Here is a 15,581-nt window from a genome sequence, read left to right on the forward strand (position 1 = left end):
TCCGCCCCGTTCGTCGTCAGGTGGGCAGTGGGCGCTGGTTGCGGCGCTTCTGCGCCCGGTCGTACGGCGGGAGCAGCTGGATCGGCGCGTCCACCATCTCCTGCGGTTCCTCGGTCAGCCGCTCGCCGTCGGTGGTCATCTCGGCAAGTTGCTCGGCGTCGCCGTAGTCGAGCCGGTCGAACGGGAGTTGGCCGGGCAGTTCGCCGACCGGTTTCCAGGTGATCGGCGGGCCGTCCTCGGTCTGGTCGTCATCCGTGGTCATGGCTGCCTCCTCTACCGAAACGGTAGGGGGCGTCGATGGGTAATGCGGGCGAATGGACTCATGTCCCATTTGCCCTCTCACGTCACCGGTAGGGTCCGCCGGTACAGGAAGAAGACCCGCTCGATCCGGGCGCCCGCGCTGCCCGAGTAGAACGGCACCGGCCCCACCCAGCCAATCTGCGCCCGGTCCACCCCCGCCGCACGCTGGTCGCGCAGGCAGCGTCGCAGCAGCACCCCGCCGATGCCCGAACCCTCGGCGGCGGGCGCGGTGCCCATCGGCCCGAACCAGCTCGGCCGGGACGACCCGTAGGCGGCGAAACCCAGCACCTCGCCGGTCCGCTCCGCCAGGTGGCAGCCCGCCCCCGCGCGGCCCACCGACCCGGCCAGCTCGCCGTCCCAGGCGCCACCGAAGGTGGACCGGGCGAACGCGGCCAGCGCCGGCAGGTCCGCGGGCTCCGCCCGGCGTACCGTGATGCCCTGCCCAGCCAGCCGTTGCTCCGCGGCCTCCGTGGACCGCAGGGCCGGTGACTCGTCGTACGACAGGTCCGCCGTCATGTTCCAGGCGGTCCGGTCCTGGTGGTAGCCGAGCGCCAGGGCGGCGCACACCGCTGGCGTGTACCGCACGTCGATGCCCGGCCAGGCGTAGTACGGCGGGTTTCCGGCGAGCAGCACCTCGGTGACGCCGCGCTCGGCGAGTGCCTGTTCGGCCCGCGACAGCAGCGCGCGGCCCACCCCCCGGCGGCGCTGCCCGGGGAGCACAGCGACCAGGTCCACGTGCCCGATGCCCACCTCGGCCGGCGACACCGAGCAGAGCAGCACCCCGACCAGGTCGTTCCCCCGGTACGCGCCCAGCCCGACCACCGCGCGGTCGGCAGCGGCCCGGGTCCACAGCACGTCCACGATGGCGGCCGCCTCGGCGGCGTCCTCGGGCAGGTCGAGCGCCTGCGCGCAGAACCGCGTCACGGTGGGCGCGAGGTCGGGGCTCAGTTCGGCGACGGTGATCTCGGCGTCCATGGTCGCCGACCCTAGATCACCTGCTGGCGGTGACCGGCCCCGCCCTCGTTCACCCCCGGGCGGCGCGAACGGCTGCGTACGCGTCGACCTGGCCGGCGCCGGTGACGTTCGCCGGGCCGCCGCAGGCGTCGGTGGGGTTGTCGGAACGGTACGTCGGCTCGGCCGGCGTCGCGGTGTCCCGCAGGATCTGCCGGGTCCTGGTCAGGTCCCCGACCAGCGCCGGGTTCGCCGACCACATGAGCGCGACCACTCCCGCCACCTGCGGGGTCGCCATCGACGTGCCGTCCAGCGCCGCGTACCCGCCGCCGGGCATGGCCGACACCACGCCCACCCCGGGCGCCAGCACGTCCGGTTTGCCCGTGCCGCCCGGCACCGGCCCGCGTGAGGAGAACTCGGCCACCCGCCGGTGCGCGTCCACCGCGCCCACGGTCAGCACGTTCGCGTACGGAGCGGGCGGGTCGTCGATCGACGCGCACCACGGGCCGGTGTTGCCGGCCGCGGCGACCACGAAGATCCCGGCGGCGTCCAGCGCCGTGGTGGCCGGGAGCAGGGCCTCCCGGTCGCAGCCCTCGATCGCCGGGCAGCCCCACGAGTTGGTCAGCACCTGCGGGGCGCGCTCTGGCCGGCCGTCGGTGAACGGATCACCGCCGGCCGGGAAGGGCGCCAGCATGAACTGGAGGCAGTCCAGGTAGTGCCCCGGGCTGCCCAGATTGCGGTCCAGGTTGACGCAGCCCACCCACTGCGCGTCCGGCGCCACCCCGATGCCGTCCCGCCCGACCGCGCTGCCCACCGTGTGGGTGCCGTGCCCGCCCTGGTCGTTCGGCGTCCGGGTGCCGTCCCACGGGTCGTACCAGGAGTCGTCCCCGCCACGGAACCCGGCCCGCAGCGCCGGATGGTCGCCGTCCACACCGGAGTCGGAGCTGCCGACCACGATTCCCCTGCCGGTCACCCCCAGCTGGGACCAGACGCGGTCCGCGCCGAGCTGACGGATGTTCCACTCCGGGCCGGTCGGCGCGGGCGCGGTGCCCCGGCTCTGCCCCGCCGGGGCCGGCAGCGGCCGCAGGCGCTGGCTGACCAGCACCCGAGCCACCTCGGGTCGCCGCGCGAGCCAGGCCCGTACGGCCGGGCCGCCATCCACCTCGACCGCGTTGACCAGGTAATACGGCACCGGGTCGAGTCGTAGCCGCCCCGCTGTGCGGCGCAGGTCGGCCTGGCTGCGGTCGGCGGTGGTCACCAGCCGCCGGTAGACCTCCGCCGCCCGGGCGTCCCGTCCGGCCTGCCCGGGGGCGCCGGCCGGGATGCCGCTCAGGTCGGCCTGCTCGCGCAGCACCACCAGCAGCCGCTCCCCGTACAGGCCGGGTTGGCCGGGCCCGACGTCGACGACACCCACCGTCACCAGCAGGACCGCCACCGCCAGCGCGGCGACCCGGCGACTCGGGGTGCGTGCCGTCGGGCGGGCCAGCAGCACCGCGTACCCGATGGCGACCAGGACCGCGACGGCGAGGCCGGCGCCGGCGGCGGCCGCCACCCAGAACGGGACGTCCCGGGTGCCGATCAGCAGCAGGGTGATCTCTTCCGGGTCGGTGAAGGCCAGCGGGCCGAGCGCGGCCAGGCCCACCAGCCAGCCGGTCGCGGCCCGGGTGGCGCGTGCGGCGTCGGCCGGGTCGGCGGTGGGCCGCCGGGTCGCGGCCGGGTCGGCGGTCGGTCTCCAGGCCGCGGCATACAGCGCCGCCAGCGCGAAGCCCGTCGGCGGCAGCGTCAGCAGGGCGGGCAACTGCGCGCCGGACTGGCCCGTCCCGGCCGCGAGCAGCAGCAGCGCCACCCCGGCGACCAGGCCACCGACCAGCACCAGCCGTCCCGGCCGAGGCGGCCGGCCGACCGCGAACCGGGACCAGAAGGTGGCGTCCAACAGCGTCGCGGCCAGCACCCCGAGCGCGGCCGCCGCCAACAGCGCGAGCGTTGTCTCCAGGAGCCCGCCGAGCGCGCCCAGCCAGGCCCACGGCAGCAGCAGCGCCAACCCGGCGGCGACCGCGAGCAGCGGCACCGGCCCGGGCCGGCGCGATCCACGCTGCCCCCCGACCGGATCCGGGCCCCCGACGGCCGTCGACGCGGCGTCGACGCTCGACTCCGTGCTTCCGGCGGCCTGAGCGGGGGCGGCGTCGCCGTTCGGCGCCGCACCGCCGGTGCGGTCGCTGGCCCCCGACGCGGTGGCGTCGCCGTTCGGCGTCGCACCGCCGGTGCGGTCCCTGAGCCACGACGCGGTGGCGTCGCTGTTCGGCGCCGCACCGCCGGTGCGGTCGCCGGCCCACGACGCGGTGGCGTCGGGAGCGGCGGCGACGTCCGAGCCGGACGATCGTCGCGCCGACCAGGCCACGGTGAGCGCGCTGAGCGATGCGACGGCGGCCAGCGCGGCGAGGTACGCCTCGTGGTGTACGGGCGGCACGATGCGCAGCAGCGTGAGCACGCCGAGGGTGAGCGCGGCGGCCAACCACACCCGCCCGGTGGCCCGGACCGTGGTCGAGCGGGGCAGCACGGCCAGCAGCAGGGCGGGCGTGCCCACCAGCACGACGGTGACCAGGCCGAGCACCGGCCAGAGCCAACCCAGCCGGTCCCGTCCGAAGCCGAGCAGCACCTGATCGGTGAGCCAGCCACCGGTCTGGGTGGCCACCGTGACCGCGACGATCCAGCAGCCGACGAACACGGCCGCGACCACCGGCCACGGGGAGCTGCGGTCGCCGAGCCCGGGATGCGCAGGTTGACCATGCATCCGGAAACCCTACGACCAGCCCGAGCAGTCTCGAATCGAAGAACCGCGCAGATCTTGGACAGTTTCCGTCAGCCGCTGACGGAAACTGTCCAAGGTCTGCGGGCGGTCGACGTGAATCGGAGGCGAGGCGGGGCGGGCCGCGAATGTCGACACGCTTCCGTGGCGGTTACGGTGGATGGGTGCGTGACCCCAACATCTCCCGATCCGTCGCCGGTCAGCTCTCGCCGGTCCGCCGTACGGCCGACCTGCGCCGACTCCGCGCCGAGCGCTTCGACGTGCTGGTCATCGGGGGTGGGGTGACCGGTGCGGGCGCCGCCCTGGACGCGGCGTCCCGAGGCCTGAAGGTGGCCCTGGTCGAGGCGCGCGATTTCGCCTCGGGCACGTCGAGCCGATCCAGCAAGCTCATCCACGGTGGGCTGCGCTACCTGGAGCAGTTGGAGTTCCACCTGGTCCACGAGGCGCTGACCGAGCGGGGCCTGCTGGCGACCCGGCTCGCGCCGCACCTGGTCCGCCCGGTGCCGTTCCTGGTGCCGCTGCCGGCCGGCCGGGGCCTGCGGGACCTGCCCGCCCGGATCTTCCGCCGCTCGTACTACGGCGCGGGCGTGGCCACGTACGACGCCTTCGCCGGTCTCTTCGGCGGTGGTCGGGGCATGCCGCTGCACCGGCACCTGACCCGGGAGGGGGCCCGGCGGATCTTCCCGAGCCTGCGGGCCGACGCGCTGGCCGGGGCGATCCGCTACTACGACGGGCAGGTCGACGACGCCCGGCTGGTCGTCACCCTGGCCCGCACCGCGGCGAGCCTCGGCGCCACCGTGGTCAGCAGCACCCGTGCCGTCGGGCTGATCCGGCAGGCGCGGGAGGTCACCGGCGTACGGGTCCGTGACCTGGAGGCGCCGGCCGGGTCCCCGGACGCCGAGTTCGAGGTGCAGGCCCGCACGGTCATCGCCGCCACCGGTGTGTGGAGCGACGACATGTCCCGGATGCTCAACGACGTGGGCCTGCGGCCCGGCGTCCGGGTGCGCGCCTCGAAGGGGGTGCACCTGGTGGTGCCCCGCTCGGCGATCACCGGCGAGACGGGGCTCATCCTGCGGACGGCACGGTCGGTGCTCTTCGTCATCCCGTGGGGCGGGCACTGGATCATCGGCACCACGGACACCGACTGGCGCCTGGACAGATCGCACCCGGCGGCCTCGGCCAGCGACATCGACTATCTGTTGGAGCAGGTCAACACCGTGCTGGACCGGCCGTTGACCACCGCCGACATCGAGGGCGTCTACGCCGGGCTGCGGCCGTTGCTGGCCGGTGAGGCCGACTCCACGTCGAAGCTCTCCCGCGAGCACGCCGTGTTCGAGCCGATGCTCGGGCTGCTGCTGGTCGCCGGCGGCAAGTACACGACGTACCGGGTGATGGCGTCCGACGTGGTCGACCGGGCCGTACGCCGGTTGGGTGGCGCCCGCGCGTCGCGTACCGCCGACCTGCCGCTGCTCGGCGCGGACGGCTACCCGGCGATGTGGCGCGACCGGGCCGACCTGGCCCGCCGGCACGGCGTGCCGGTGGGCGTGGTGGAGCACCTGCTGGAGCGGTACGGCACCCTCACGCTCGACCTGCTGGCGCTGATCGACGTCGATCCGCTGCTGGCGTCCCCGCTGGCCGGTGCTCCCGAATACCTGGCGGCGGAGGTCGCCTACGCGGCGCGGGCCGAGGGCGCGCTGCACCTGGAGGACGTGCTGACCCGACGGACCCGGATCTCCTTCGAGACCAGCCACCGTGGCCTGGAGTCGGCCGAGCACACCGCCGAGCTGATGGGTGCGGTGCTCGGGTGGGACGCGGCGAGGAGCGCCCGCGAGGTCGAGCACTACCGCGCGCGGGTGGAGGCGGAGCGGCAGTCCCAACTGATGCCGGACGACGCCGGGGCGGACGCGGCCAGACTCGGCGTACCGGACGTACGGGGTTACGCGGCGGATCGGGGTGACGACGACCAGGCGGAGCTGCGCCCCACGTCACGATGACCGAAAAGTGACGTTACCGAGTGGTAACTATCGATACCGGCCCGGATGGTGGTTTCGAACGCTACCTACGGTGGGGTAGGTTTCCGCGCGTGCTGTACCGCGCGCGCCCCCGTCTCCTCACCCCGCTGCTTGCCCTGGTGCTCGCCGTCGCCCTGGCCGGGTGTTCGCTCTTCGGCCGCGATGACGCCGAGACGCCGGTCGCCCAACCGCCGGCCGGCTCGGCGGCCGGTGTGCCGGCACCCGAGATCCCGACGACGGTCGCCGCGGGCCAGGTCAGCCTGATCCAACGGCTCGGCGCCGACGCCCCGCTGCGCACGTTGAGCGTCGAGCGGGACGGCTCGTGGCAGTGCCTCGACTGTGCCGGCGACGGAGTCACCTCCCGGGGCAGGCTGGCCGCGGAGCAGACCGAACGCCTTCAGGTGCTGCTCGCCGACCCCCGGCTCGCCGAGGAGACCGACCAGGTCCGGCGGTACCGGACCACCTGTATCGACGCGCTGACGTCCAGCCTGCTCACCTCGTCCGGGCTGATCACCTCGCAGGACTGCCCGGGTGAGGAACGCCCGGCGGTGGCGGGGGAGATCCTGTTGCTGCTCACCCAGGCGACGCCGGCCGAGGTCAAGGGCTGAAGCAGCCCCTCAGAGCACCTTGCCCGGGTTGAGCAGGCCGGCCGGGTCCAGCGCCGCCTTGATGGCCTGGTGCACCCGGACGCCGACCGGGCCGATCTCGGCTGCCAGCCAGTCCCGCTTGAGCAGCCCCACCCCGTGCTCGCCGGTGCAGGTGCCGCCCAGGTCGAGACCGAGCCGCATGATCTCGTCGAACGCCCGCCGGCCCCGCTCAACGCTCGCCGGGTCGGCGCGGTCGACGACGATGTTCGGGTGCATGTTGCCGTCCCCGGCGTGCCCCACCACACCGATCGGCACGTCGCAGTCCGCCGCGATCCGGGCCACCCCGTCCAGCAGCGCGGCGAGCGCGCCCCGCGGCACCGCCACGTCGTCGATCACCAGGCCACCGCTGCCACCGGGGTGGGTGTCGGCGGCGAACTTCTCCATCGCCGGGTGGGCGAGGCGGCGAGCCTGCAACAACGCCGCCGCCTCCACCGCGTCGGTGGCCGCGTAGACCTCCTCGGCGCCGGCCGCTTCGCACACCTGCGCCAGGGCCGCCAGGTCGTCGCCCGCCCGGCTGCCGGTGTCGGCGGCGGCCAGCAACAGGGCCTGCGCGTCGGTCCGCAGCCCCATCGGCTGGTACGCCTCGATCGCCCGCAGGTGGGTCTGATCCAGCAGTTCCAGCATGCTGGGCGTGAGGCCCCGCGCGGCGATCTGGGCCACCGCCGTGCCGGCCGCCGCCGTGGAGCCGAAGACCGCCACCAGGGTCAGCGAGTCGGCCGGGGCCGGCCGCAGCGCCACGGTCACCTCGGTGATCACCCCGAGGGTGCCCTCCGAGCCGACGAAGAGCCGCGTCAGGTCGTAGCCGGCCACCCCCTTGGCGGTACGCCGCCCGGTGCGCAGCACCTCGCCGGAGGCGAGCACCACCTCCAGGCCGAGCACGTACTCGGTCGTCACGCCGTACTTCACGCAGCACATGCCGCCGGCGTTGGTGGCCACGTTGCCGCCGATCGTGGACGACTCCCAGGAGCCGGGGTCCGGCGGGTACCAGAGACCCTGCTTGGCGACCGCCGCGGCGAGCGCGGCGTTGACCACGCCGGGCTGGACCACCGCGATACGGCCCACCGGGTCGATCTCCCGGATCTCGTCCATCGCGACGGTGCTGATCACCACCGCACCGTCCACCGCGTTCGCCGCGCCGGCCAGCCCGGTCCGCGCGCCCTGCGGCACCACCGGTACGCCGTGCCGGGCCGCCGCCCGAATCACCGCCACCACCTGCTCCGTGCTGCGCGGGCGGGTCACCACGAGGGGGACGCCGGCGGCGCAGAGGTCGGCCTCGTCGCGCTGGTGCAGGCGTAGCAGGTCCGGGTCGGTGAGCACGGCGTTCTCGCCCAGAGCGGCGCGCAGGTCGTCGAGGAGTCCGGTGGGGGCCATGCCGCCGAGGCTAGGTCGCCGACCACCGATCATCAACGCGGGCTAGCTTGGGCACCATGCTCTACCTGGACCGGCCGGCCTGGCCGTGGCGCGGTCGACTCTGGTCGCACCTGATCAGCGACGTCTCCTACGCCGAGTTGCACGCCTTCGCCGAGGCGCTGGGCGCACCCCGGCGCGGCTTCGACCGGGACCACTACGACATCCCGGCCGACCGGTTCGCGGCGGCGGTGTGGCTCGGGGCCCGGGTGGTGCCGAGCCGGGAACTCGTCCGGTTGCTGCGCGACGCCGGACTGCGTCGCCCGAAGCACCTGGTCACGCCGGGATCGTCGGCGGCCCGGTGAGTGCGGCCAGTTCACGGCGCAGGTTATCGCGGGCCCGCTGCTCCCACCGGTCGGCGAGCGGCGGCAGCCGGAACAGCGCGGGCAGCGCCAGCAGCCCGGTGAGCACGGTGGCCCGTCCAGCTCGGAAGGCCGACTCGGGCACGTGCGCGTACTCCCGCCTGATCGCCGCCGCGTAGCGGTCGTAGGCGGCCGGCGGCCCGGCCAGCACGGCGAGGTCCGCGTCGCAGAGCAGGGCGCCGTTCCGGTCGCGGGGCGCCACGGCGTGCCCGGCGGTGAGCAGGACCAGCCGGCGCACCTCGGCCACCGCGGGCGCCGGCACTCCGAGCCCGGTGAGCAGGTTCCCGGCCAGCGCGGCGCTGTCCCGTTCGTTGGTGTCGCCCGGGGCCCGCGGGTCGTAGACCGCGTCGTGGCACCAGGCGGCCAACCGGACCAGGTCGGGCCGGTCAGCCAGCGCGGCGTGCCGGTCCACCACATCGAGGACGACGCTCAGGTGCGCCACCGTGTGGTAGTGCCGGTGCGGCTCCCGCCACCGGGCGAGCAGCTCCTCCCCGGCCCGGGTGGAGCGCTCGTCGGGTCCCGCCCCGGCGTCGCGGGCCGCCGCCCGCCACCGGTCCAGCAGATCGGCCACCGCCCGAGTCTGCCGCATCCGTGCGCCGCACGCGGGCGGGAGGATTCAGGGGGCCCGCCACGGGTAGTCGCGCCCATGGCGGTGGCCCGGGACAGAAGACCTCCGATGGTGCGGCGTACCCCGCTGCGTGAGGGCCTGGTGGACGTCGACGGGGCGCGCGTCGCCGAGGCCACCGAGCAACTGCGGCACCGCGGCCGGGCCACCCTGCACGACCGGCTGCACCGGGTGCGGATGGCGGGTGGGCTGGCCGTCCAGGCCGGGTTGGCGGCCGGTCTGGCGTACCTCATCTCGCACAAGGTGCTCGGCAATCCGCAGCCGGTCTTCGCGCCGATCTCCGCGGTCGGCACGCTTGCCGCGTCGGTCGGGCAACGGTTCCGCCGGACCGTCGAGCTGATCGTCGGGGTGGGCGTCGGGGTGTTCGTCGGCGACCTCCTGATCTACTTCCTCGGCACCGGCGCGTGGCAGCTCGGCCTGGTGGTCACGGTGGCGATCCTGCTCACCATCTTCGCCGGGGCGAGCGTGGCCATCGTCATCCAGGCGGCGGCCACGGCGGTGCTGATCGTGACGTTGAGCCCGTCCACCCAGAACCTGGAGATCCCGCGCTTCGTCGACGCGTTTCTCGGCGGCGGCATCGCGTTGCTGGTGACGGCGGTCCTGTTGCCGCTGAACCCGCTCCGGGTGATCAACCGGGCGGCCCGCCCGGCGCTGGACCTGCTCGCCGCCCAGCTCGACGCCACCGCCGACGGGCTGCGCGACCGGGACCGGGCCGGCATCCAGCGGGCGCTGGAGCGGCTGCGCAACAACAAGGACGAGCTGGCCACCCTGGGCGAGGCGATCGAGGGCGCGAAGGAGACGGCCACCCTGTCGCCGGCCCGCTGGCACCGCCGCGGCGAGCTGATCCACTACGCGGAGGCGGCCGACCCGATCGACCGCGCGATGCGCAACAGCGGCACGCTGATCCGCCGGTCCGTCACCCTGATCGAGGACGACGAGCCGGTGCCGGACCCGATGCCGGACGCGATCCGCCACCTCGCCGAGTCGGTCCGGCTGCTCAAGCACGAGTTCGCGGCGGGCGAGGAGCCGCAGAAGGCACGGGAGCGCTCGCTGCGGGCCGTCAGCGAGGCCGGCCGGGCGTACGGGGCGGGAGTCGGCTTCTCCGGCAGTGTCGTGATCGCCCAGATCCGGACCACGGCGAGTGACCTGCTGGTGGCCTCCGGTGTCGAGCAGGAGGAGGCGAACCGGTGGATCCGGACGGCCTTCGGGGAGCAGGAACGGCCGGTCGGCGAACCGGCCGAGCCGGGCGAGGCGCCGAAGCCACCCACCGCCCCGCCCGTCGGCTGAGCGCGAGCGGCGGGTGCACGGTCCGGGCCTCAGCTCAGCTCGGCGCAGCCCAGCTCGGCGCAGCCCCGCTCGACTCAGCTCAGCTCGGCGAGCGCGGCGAGCAGCCGGTCGACCTGGGCCGTGGTGCTGCCCAGACCGATGCTGGCGCGCAACGCGGTCGGCGGAAGATCCCGCCGGCCGGTACGCCCGGCGGCCTCGCCGAGCAGCCGCCGGGCCAGCGGGTGGGCGCAGAACAGCCCATCGCGTACGCCGATCCGGTGCTCGGTGGCCAGCCGGGCGGCCACCTCTGCGGAGTCCCAGCCGGCGACCACGAACGAGACGATGCCGACCCGGGGCGCGTCGGGGCCGAACGTGCGCAACTCCACCACGTGCGGCAGGGCGGCGAGGCCGGTGCGCAGCCGGGCCAGCAGAGCCTGCTCACGGGCGGCCAGCGCGACCCGGTCGGCGTCGGCCAGCGCCGCGCACACCGCCGCCAGCGCCACCGCGCCCAGCAGATTCGGGGTGCCGCCCTCGTGTCGGGCCGGGCCGTTCGCCCAGGTCACATCGTGGGTCGCTGGCCCGACGTGGCTGGTGGCACCGCCACCGGCCAGGTACGGCGCGGCGGCGTCCAGCCAGTCCGCCCGGCCGATGAGCACACCCGCGCCAAACGGGGCGTACAGCTTGTGGCCGGAGACGGCCAGGTAGTCCACGTCGAGCGTGTGCAGGTCGACCGGGGCGTGCGGCGCGAGCTGCGCGGCGTCGAGGACGATCCGGGCGTTGTGCCGGTGGGCCACCCGGGCCAGCTCGGCGACCGGCCACAGCTCCCCGGTCACGTTGCTCGCCCCGGTCACGGCGACCAGCACCGGCAGCGCGGGGTTGCTGTCGCGGCGCAGCTCGGTGAGGGCGGCGGCGAGAGCGCGTACCGCCCCGGCCGGGTCGGCGGGTACCGACAGGCGCACCGAGCCGCGGGGCCAGGGCAGCAGGTTGGCGTGGTGCTCGCCCGCGAAGGTGACGACTGTCGTGCCGACGGGCAGCGCCCGGGCCAGCAGGTTGAGAGCGTCTGTGGTGTTCCGAGTGAAGATCACGTGGTCGTCGGCGCGGGCGCCGAAAAAGTCGCCGACCGTCTGCCGGGCCCGCTCGTAGGCCAGGGTGCAGCGCCGCGACAGCGCTCCCGCGCCGCGGTGCACGCTGGCGTACCAGGGAAGCAGTTCGGTCACCGCGTCGGCCGCGGCCCGCGCGCACGGCGCGGTGGCCGCGTAGTCGAGGTTGATCTCGCCGGGTACGCCGAGCACGTCGAGCGGCGCCAACGGGCTGGGCGCGACGGTGGGCAGGGCGGGCAGCGAGGGTACGAGGGTGACGGACACGCCGGAACCTCCGGGGTCAGGGACCCCGGGTGCGGTGTCGGGACGGGGTCAGCGCTTGCCCAGCACGCCGATCGGGCTGGGCCCGGTCATCACCCGGGGCACCCCACCGCGAACTCGACGAGGGTTGCCGGCCAGCAAGCCGGGGCTTGACGCTGGCGCTCGTGACCTGCCGGCAGCATAGCGGCTGTGGATGCGACCGGACCAGCCGGCGGGGGATGGCTACGCTGACCGCATGGCCGACACCCCGCCCGGTGCACCCCTGCCGTCGCCGCCCACGCCCGCCGATCCGGCTGTCGTCGCGGCGCCCCGGATGCCGCCGCGCCGACTGGTTTGGCTGCGGTTCCTGGTGCTGGCCGGGGTGGTGCTGTTCATCGCGGCGTGCGCGGTCTTCATGGTCATCACCCTCGGCCAGTCGCTGGGCCTCGACGCGCTGCTCATCGGGGTGGTCGCCGCGATCCTGCCGGTGCCGGTGCTGGTCGCCTGCTTCCTCTGGCTCGACCGGTACGAGCCGGAACCGCTGAAATACCTGATCTTCTGCTTCGCCTGGGGCGCGTTCGTCTCCACCGCCGCCTCGCTGAAGGTGAACGAGTTCGCCGCCGGGCGGTTCGCCGACTGGGGGCTGCCGGAGGCGCTGACCGGCGTGCTGGTGGCGCCGTTCATCGAGGAGCTGACCAAGGCCCTCGGTCCGATCCTGCTGCTGGTGTTCCGGCGTCGGGAGTGGTCCGGGATAACCGACGGCCTGGTCTACTGCGGGCTCTCCGCGGTCGGCTTCGCGATGGTGGAGAACATCCTCTACCTGGGCGGGTACGGCTATGCGGCTGGCGCCGACCGGTACGGCCCGGCGACCGGCACCCAGCAGGTGATCGCCATCTTCATCGTGCGGATCCTCCTGTTCGGGTTCGCCCATCCGCTCTTCACCTCGATGACAGGTGTCGGGCTCGGTGTCGCCTCGCGCACGGCCGACCGGCGGGTCCGCGTGCTCGCCCCCATCGCCGGCCTGCTGCTGGCGATGATGCTGCACGGCACGTGGAACCTGCTGCCGACGTTGACCCAGGCCACCGGCGAAGCGGTGATCATGCTGTACGGCTTCCTGGGCCTGATGGTGCCGGTGTTCTTCGGCACGGTCGGGCTGGCCGTGTGGCTGCGCGCCTGGGAGGGGCGGCTCACCGAGCGGACCCTGCCCGACTACGTGCGCGCCGGCTGGCTGAGCCCGCCCGAGGTGGCCGCCCTGAGCAGCCTGGGCCGCCGGCACGCGGCCCGCAGCTGGGCACGCCGGGTCGCCGGCGACGCCGGGGTGCGGGCGATGCGCGGGTACCAGCTCGCCGCGACGCGGCTGGCCCTGCTGCGCGACGGGACGCTTCGTGGTCTGGACCGTAAGCCCGCCGACCGGGAGCGGGCGGTTGCCGAGGAACGGCAACTGCTGGAGGCCATCACCGCGCACCGGTCGTTCTTCGTGGGGCGTGACCCGCAGGCGCCGGTGGGTGTCTGGGACGGCAGCCGCTACCACCTGCGCTTCCCGGACGGTACGCAGCGGCCGGTGGAAGCGCCCGACGAGCCGGTCGTGCCGATCCCGGTGGTGCTCGCCCCGCCGCCGCCCCCCATGGGCTACGCGCCGCCCGGTTGGCACGGCCTGCGCCCCCCGGCGCCGTGGCCGCCCGGTCACTCCTGACGGGCGCTGGCGGGGGTCAGGTCATCAGGGTGGTGAGGAAGTCACCGAGCCCCTGCGCCATCGCCATCAGCGCGGCTCCGATCCCCTTGAACATCTGCGCGGCCCCGTCCGGCCGGAACGCCATGAAGTAGATCAGGAACGCGACGCTGCCCCAGGCCAGCAGTTTCTTCACGAATACCGGCATCGTCCCTCCCCAGGGCCCACGGTCGCCGGCTGGCTTCCCACGCCACGGGCTGGCAAACGGCGCGGTGGTGCCCGCTGGCCAGGGGAGGTGCGTCAGAGATAGAGGCCGGTGGAGTCGTTCTCGACCCGCTCGGCGGCCACGGCGTGCACGTCGCGTTCCCGCAACAGCACGTACCCGCGGCCGTGCAGCTCGACCTCGGAACGCTCGTCCGGGTCGAAGAGCACCCGGTCGCCGGAGACGATGGCGCGGACGTTCGGCCCCACGCCGACGGCGGTGGCCCACGCGAGGCGCTTGCCGACAGCGGCGGTAGCCGGGATGACGATGCCAGCGGTCGAACGGCGCTCGCCCTCGCTGCCGTCCATCCGTACCAGCACGCGGTCGTGCAGCAGGCGGATCGGCAGGCCGGAGTCGAAATCCTGGTCGGCGGTCACGGGGCAGACGCTACCGTGTCGCGAGGGACCGGCCGCCGGTGGTTACGTCCCTGGCCGTCCGGGCATTGTGTGGCGGAACTGCCCTACGGTGTGGGGAACGGACGTATGCTGTCCGACCTGTCGCCGTGGGCGGACGACTCTTCTGCCAGGAGGTGCGCTTGAGCCGCTTCGAGCGGGTACGCGGGCGGCTGCGCCGCGCCTACCGGTCAGGACAGGAGTCGGTTCGCGCGGCTCAGGAGACGCCGAGCGACGCGCCGGAGACGGCCGGGGTGGCCTCGCCGGCCGTTCCCGGGCCCGCCGCTCCGGCGAAGGCCACGGTCGTCGGCGCGGAGCCTCCGGTGGACCTGCACAGCTCGACGTCCAGCCGGGACGACGCCGACGTGCCGCACGGGCTGCGAATCGCCGCCGCCTGGTGCTGGCGGCTGATCGTGATCGGCGTGGTGGCGTGGGCGCTGCTCCGGATCGTCGGCACGGTCCGGATCGTGATCATCCCGCTGGCCATCGCGTTGCTGCTCTCGGCGTTGCTCGCGCCGGCCGTGGGTTGGCTGCTGCGGGCCCGGTTGCCCCGTTCGCTGGCGACGGCCGTGGTGCTGGTCGGCGGTCTGGCGGGCGTCATCGGCACGCTGACCCTGGTGGTCAACGAGTTCATCCAGGGCGTACCGGAGCTGAGCGAGAAGTCCTCGCAGGGCGTCCGGCAGATCCAGAACTGGCTGAAGACCGGCCCGTTGCACCTGTCCGACACCCAGCTCGACCGCTACATCAACGAGGCGCAGGGCTGGATCAACGACAACACCTCGAAGTTCACCAGCGGCGCGCTGAGCACCGCGGCGACGCTGGCGGAGGTGCTGACCGGCACGCTGCTGGTGCTGTTCGCGACGTTCTTCTTCCTGCGTGACGGCAACAAGATCTGGCGTTTCCTCGTCCGGCTGCTGCCGGTGGCCGCCCGGTGGAAGGTCGACGACGCCGGCCGCGCCGCCTGGCAGACCCTCGTCGCGTACGTCCGCGCGACCGTGCTGGTCGCCTTCATCGACGCGGTCGGCATCGGCATCTTCCTGGTCATCTTCGATGTGCCGTTCGCCTTCCCGCTGGCGGCCCTGGTGTTCCTCGGCGCGTTCATCCCGATCGTCGGCGCGGCGCTCTCCGGTGGGGTGGCGGTGCTGGTGGCGCTTGTCGACAGCGGGCCGGTAACCGCGCTGATCATCCTGGGTGCGGTTATCGGTGTGCAGCAGGTGGAGGGCCACATCCTCCAGCCCCTCATCATGGGCCGGGCGGTGGCCATCCACCCGCTCGCGGTGATCATCGGGATCGCGGCCGGCGTGGTGCTCGCGGGCATCACCGGCGCGCTGGTCTCCGTGCCGCTGATTGCGGTGCTGAACACCGCCGTACGCCGACTGGCCGCCCGGACGGTCCCGGACACCCCACCCGACGCCGTCGTCGTCGCCGCGCAGGCCCCCTGACCGCACGAGCGGCGCGCCTCCCGCGCCGTGATCACGCACGATCGTTGATGTAGTGGCATCCCCGGCCGGGGATGCCACTACATCCTTGTTATTGCACGAC

General features: G+C 74.3%; 14 protein-coding genes and 1 riboswitch. Of the genes, 6 read left to right on the forward strand and 8 right to left on the reverse strand.

Annotated elements, in window-relative coordinates:
* Positions 1-16: 16 nt before the first annotated feature.
* From ACFYPR_RS01350 to ACFYPR_RS01360, 3 genes are all read right to left on the reverse strand, one after another.
* On the reverse strand, positions 17-262 hold the full coding sequence (locus ACFYPR_RS01350) for a hypothetical protein (RefSeq protein WP_354861458.1): 246 nt from the start codon (positions 260-262) through the stop codon (positions 17-19).
* A 77-nt stretch (positions 263-339) separates the two neighbouring features.
* Complete coding sequence (locus ACFYPR_RS01355) at positions 340-1,275, reverse strand: GNAT family N-acetyltransferase (RefSeq protein WP_355064442.1); 936 nt, start codon at positions 1,273-1,275, stop codon at positions 340-342.
* A gap of 49 nt (positions 1,276-1,324) precedes the next feature.
* Entirely contained in the window at positions 1,325-4,042 is a 2,718-nt protein-coding gene (locus ACFYPR_RS01360; RefSeq protein ID WP_387258258.1) for a S8 family serine peptidase, read from the reverse strand.
* A gap of 194 nt (positions 4,043-4,236) precedes the next feature.
* Here ACFYPR_RS01360 and ACFYPR_RS01365 point away from each other — a divergent pair, with 194 nt between their 5' ends.
* The gene (locus tag ACFYPR_RS01365; RefSeq protein WP_354861477.1) at positions 4,237-6,051 is read left to right on the forward strand and encodes a glycerol-3-phosphate dehydrogenase/oxidase; all 1,815 of its coding nucleotides are present in this window, start codon (positions 4,237-4,239) and stop codon (positions 6,049-6,051) included.
* Between the two features lie 89 nt (positions 6,052-6,140).
* On the forward strand, positions 6,141-6,677 hold the full coding sequence (locus ACFYPR_RS01370; protein ID WP_354861463.1) for a hypothetical protein: 537 nt from the start codon (positions 6,141-6,143) through the stop codon (positions 6,675-6,677).
* Between the two features lie 9 nt (positions 6,678-6,686).
* On the opposite strand, the gene ACFYPR_RS01375 is transcribed toward ACFYPR_RS01370, so the two are convergent.
* Entirely contained in the window at positions 6,687-8,087 is a 1,401-nt protein-coding gene (locus ACFYPR_RS01375) for an FAD-linked oxidase C-terminal domain-containing protein (RefSeq protein ID WP_354861465.1), read from the reverse strand.
* A gap of 56 nt (positions 8,088-8,143) precedes the next feature.
* Here ACFYPR_RS01375 and ACFYPR_RS01380 point away from each other — a divergent pair, with 56 nt between their 5' ends.
* Positions 8,144-8,428: a DUF4031 domain-containing protein gene (locus ACFYPR_RS01380; protein ID WP_355064446.1), complete on the forward strand. Its 285-nt coding sequence runs from the start codon at positions 8,144-8,146 to the stop codon at positions 8,426-8,428.
* On the opposite strand, the gene ACFYPR_RS01385 is transcribed toward ACFYPR_RS01380, so the two are convergent.
* On the reverse strand, positions 8,400-9,074 hold the full coding sequence (locus ACFYPR_RS01385) for a metal-dependent phosphohydrolase (protein WP_387258259.1): 675 nt from the start codon (positions 9,072-9,074) through the stop codon (positions 8,400-8,402). The genes ACFYPR_RS01380 and ACFYPR_RS01385 overlap by 29 nt on opposite strands.
* A gap of 87 nt (positions 9,075-9,161) precedes the next feature.
* Between ACFYPR_RS01385 and ACFYPR_RS01390 the strand changes: the two genes are divergently transcribed.
* Positions 9,162-10,397, forward strand: coding sequence for an aromatic acid exporter family protein (locus tag ACFYPR_RS01390; RefSeq protein WP_387258261.1), 1,236 nt, complete (start codon positions 9,162-9,164; stop codon positions 10,395-10,397).
* A gap of 74 nt (positions 10,398-10,471) precedes the next feature.
* On the opposite strand, the gene ACFYPR_RS01395 is transcribed toward ACFYPR_RS01390, so the two are convergent.
* Positions 10,472-11,740, reverse strand: coding sequence for an aminotransferase class V-fold PLP-dependent enzyme (locus ACFYPR_RS01395; protein WP_387258262.1), 1,269 nt, complete (start codon positions 11,738-11,740; stop codon positions 10,472-10,474).
* Positions 11,741-11,786: 46 nt separating this feature from the next.
* A riboswitch (SAM riboswitch) is annotated at positions 11,787-11,907 on the reverse strand.
* 23 nt (positions 11,908-11,930) lie between these two features.
* Between ACFYPR_RS01395 and ACFYPR_RS01400 the strand changes: the two genes are divergently transcribed.
* Complete coding sequence (locus tag ACFYPR_RS01400) at positions 11,931-13,409, forward strand: PrsW family intramembrane metalloprotease (protein WP_354861471.1); 1,479 nt, start codon at positions 11,931-11,933, stop codon at positions 13,407-13,409.
* 16 nt (positions 13,410-13,425) lie between these two features.
* On the opposite strand, the gene ACFYPR_RS01405 is transcribed toward ACFYPR_RS01400, so the two are convergent.
* Positions 13,426-13,593, reverse strand: coding sequence for a hypothetical protein (locus tag ACFYPR_RS01405; RefSeq protein ID WP_354861473.1), 168 nt, complete (start codon positions 13,591-13,593; stop codon positions 13,426-13,428).
* A gap of 92 nt (positions 13,594-13,685) precedes the next feature.
* Entirely contained in the window at positions 13,686-14,024 is a 339-nt protein-coding gene (locus ACFYPR_RS01410) for a co-chaperone GroES (protein WP_354861475.1), read from the reverse strand.
* Positions 14,025-14,182: 158 nt separating this feature from the next.
* On the opposite strand from ACFYPR_RS01410, the gene ACFYPR_RS01415 reads away from it, so the two are divergent.
* The gene (locus tag ACFYPR_RS01415) at positions 14,183-15,481 is read left to right on the forward strand and encodes an AI-2E family transporter (RefSeq protein ID WP_354861476.1); all 1,299 of its coding nucleotides are present in this window, start codon (positions 14,183-14,185) and stop codon (positions 15,479-15,481) included.
* Positions 15,482-15,581 lie beyond the last annotated feature (100 nt).

The organism is Micromonospora sp. NPDC005254 (assembly GCF_042872525.1).
In the GTDB taxonomy this organism is placed as follows: Bacteria; Actinomycetota; Actinomycetes; order Mycobacteriales; family Micromonosporaceae; genus Micromonospora.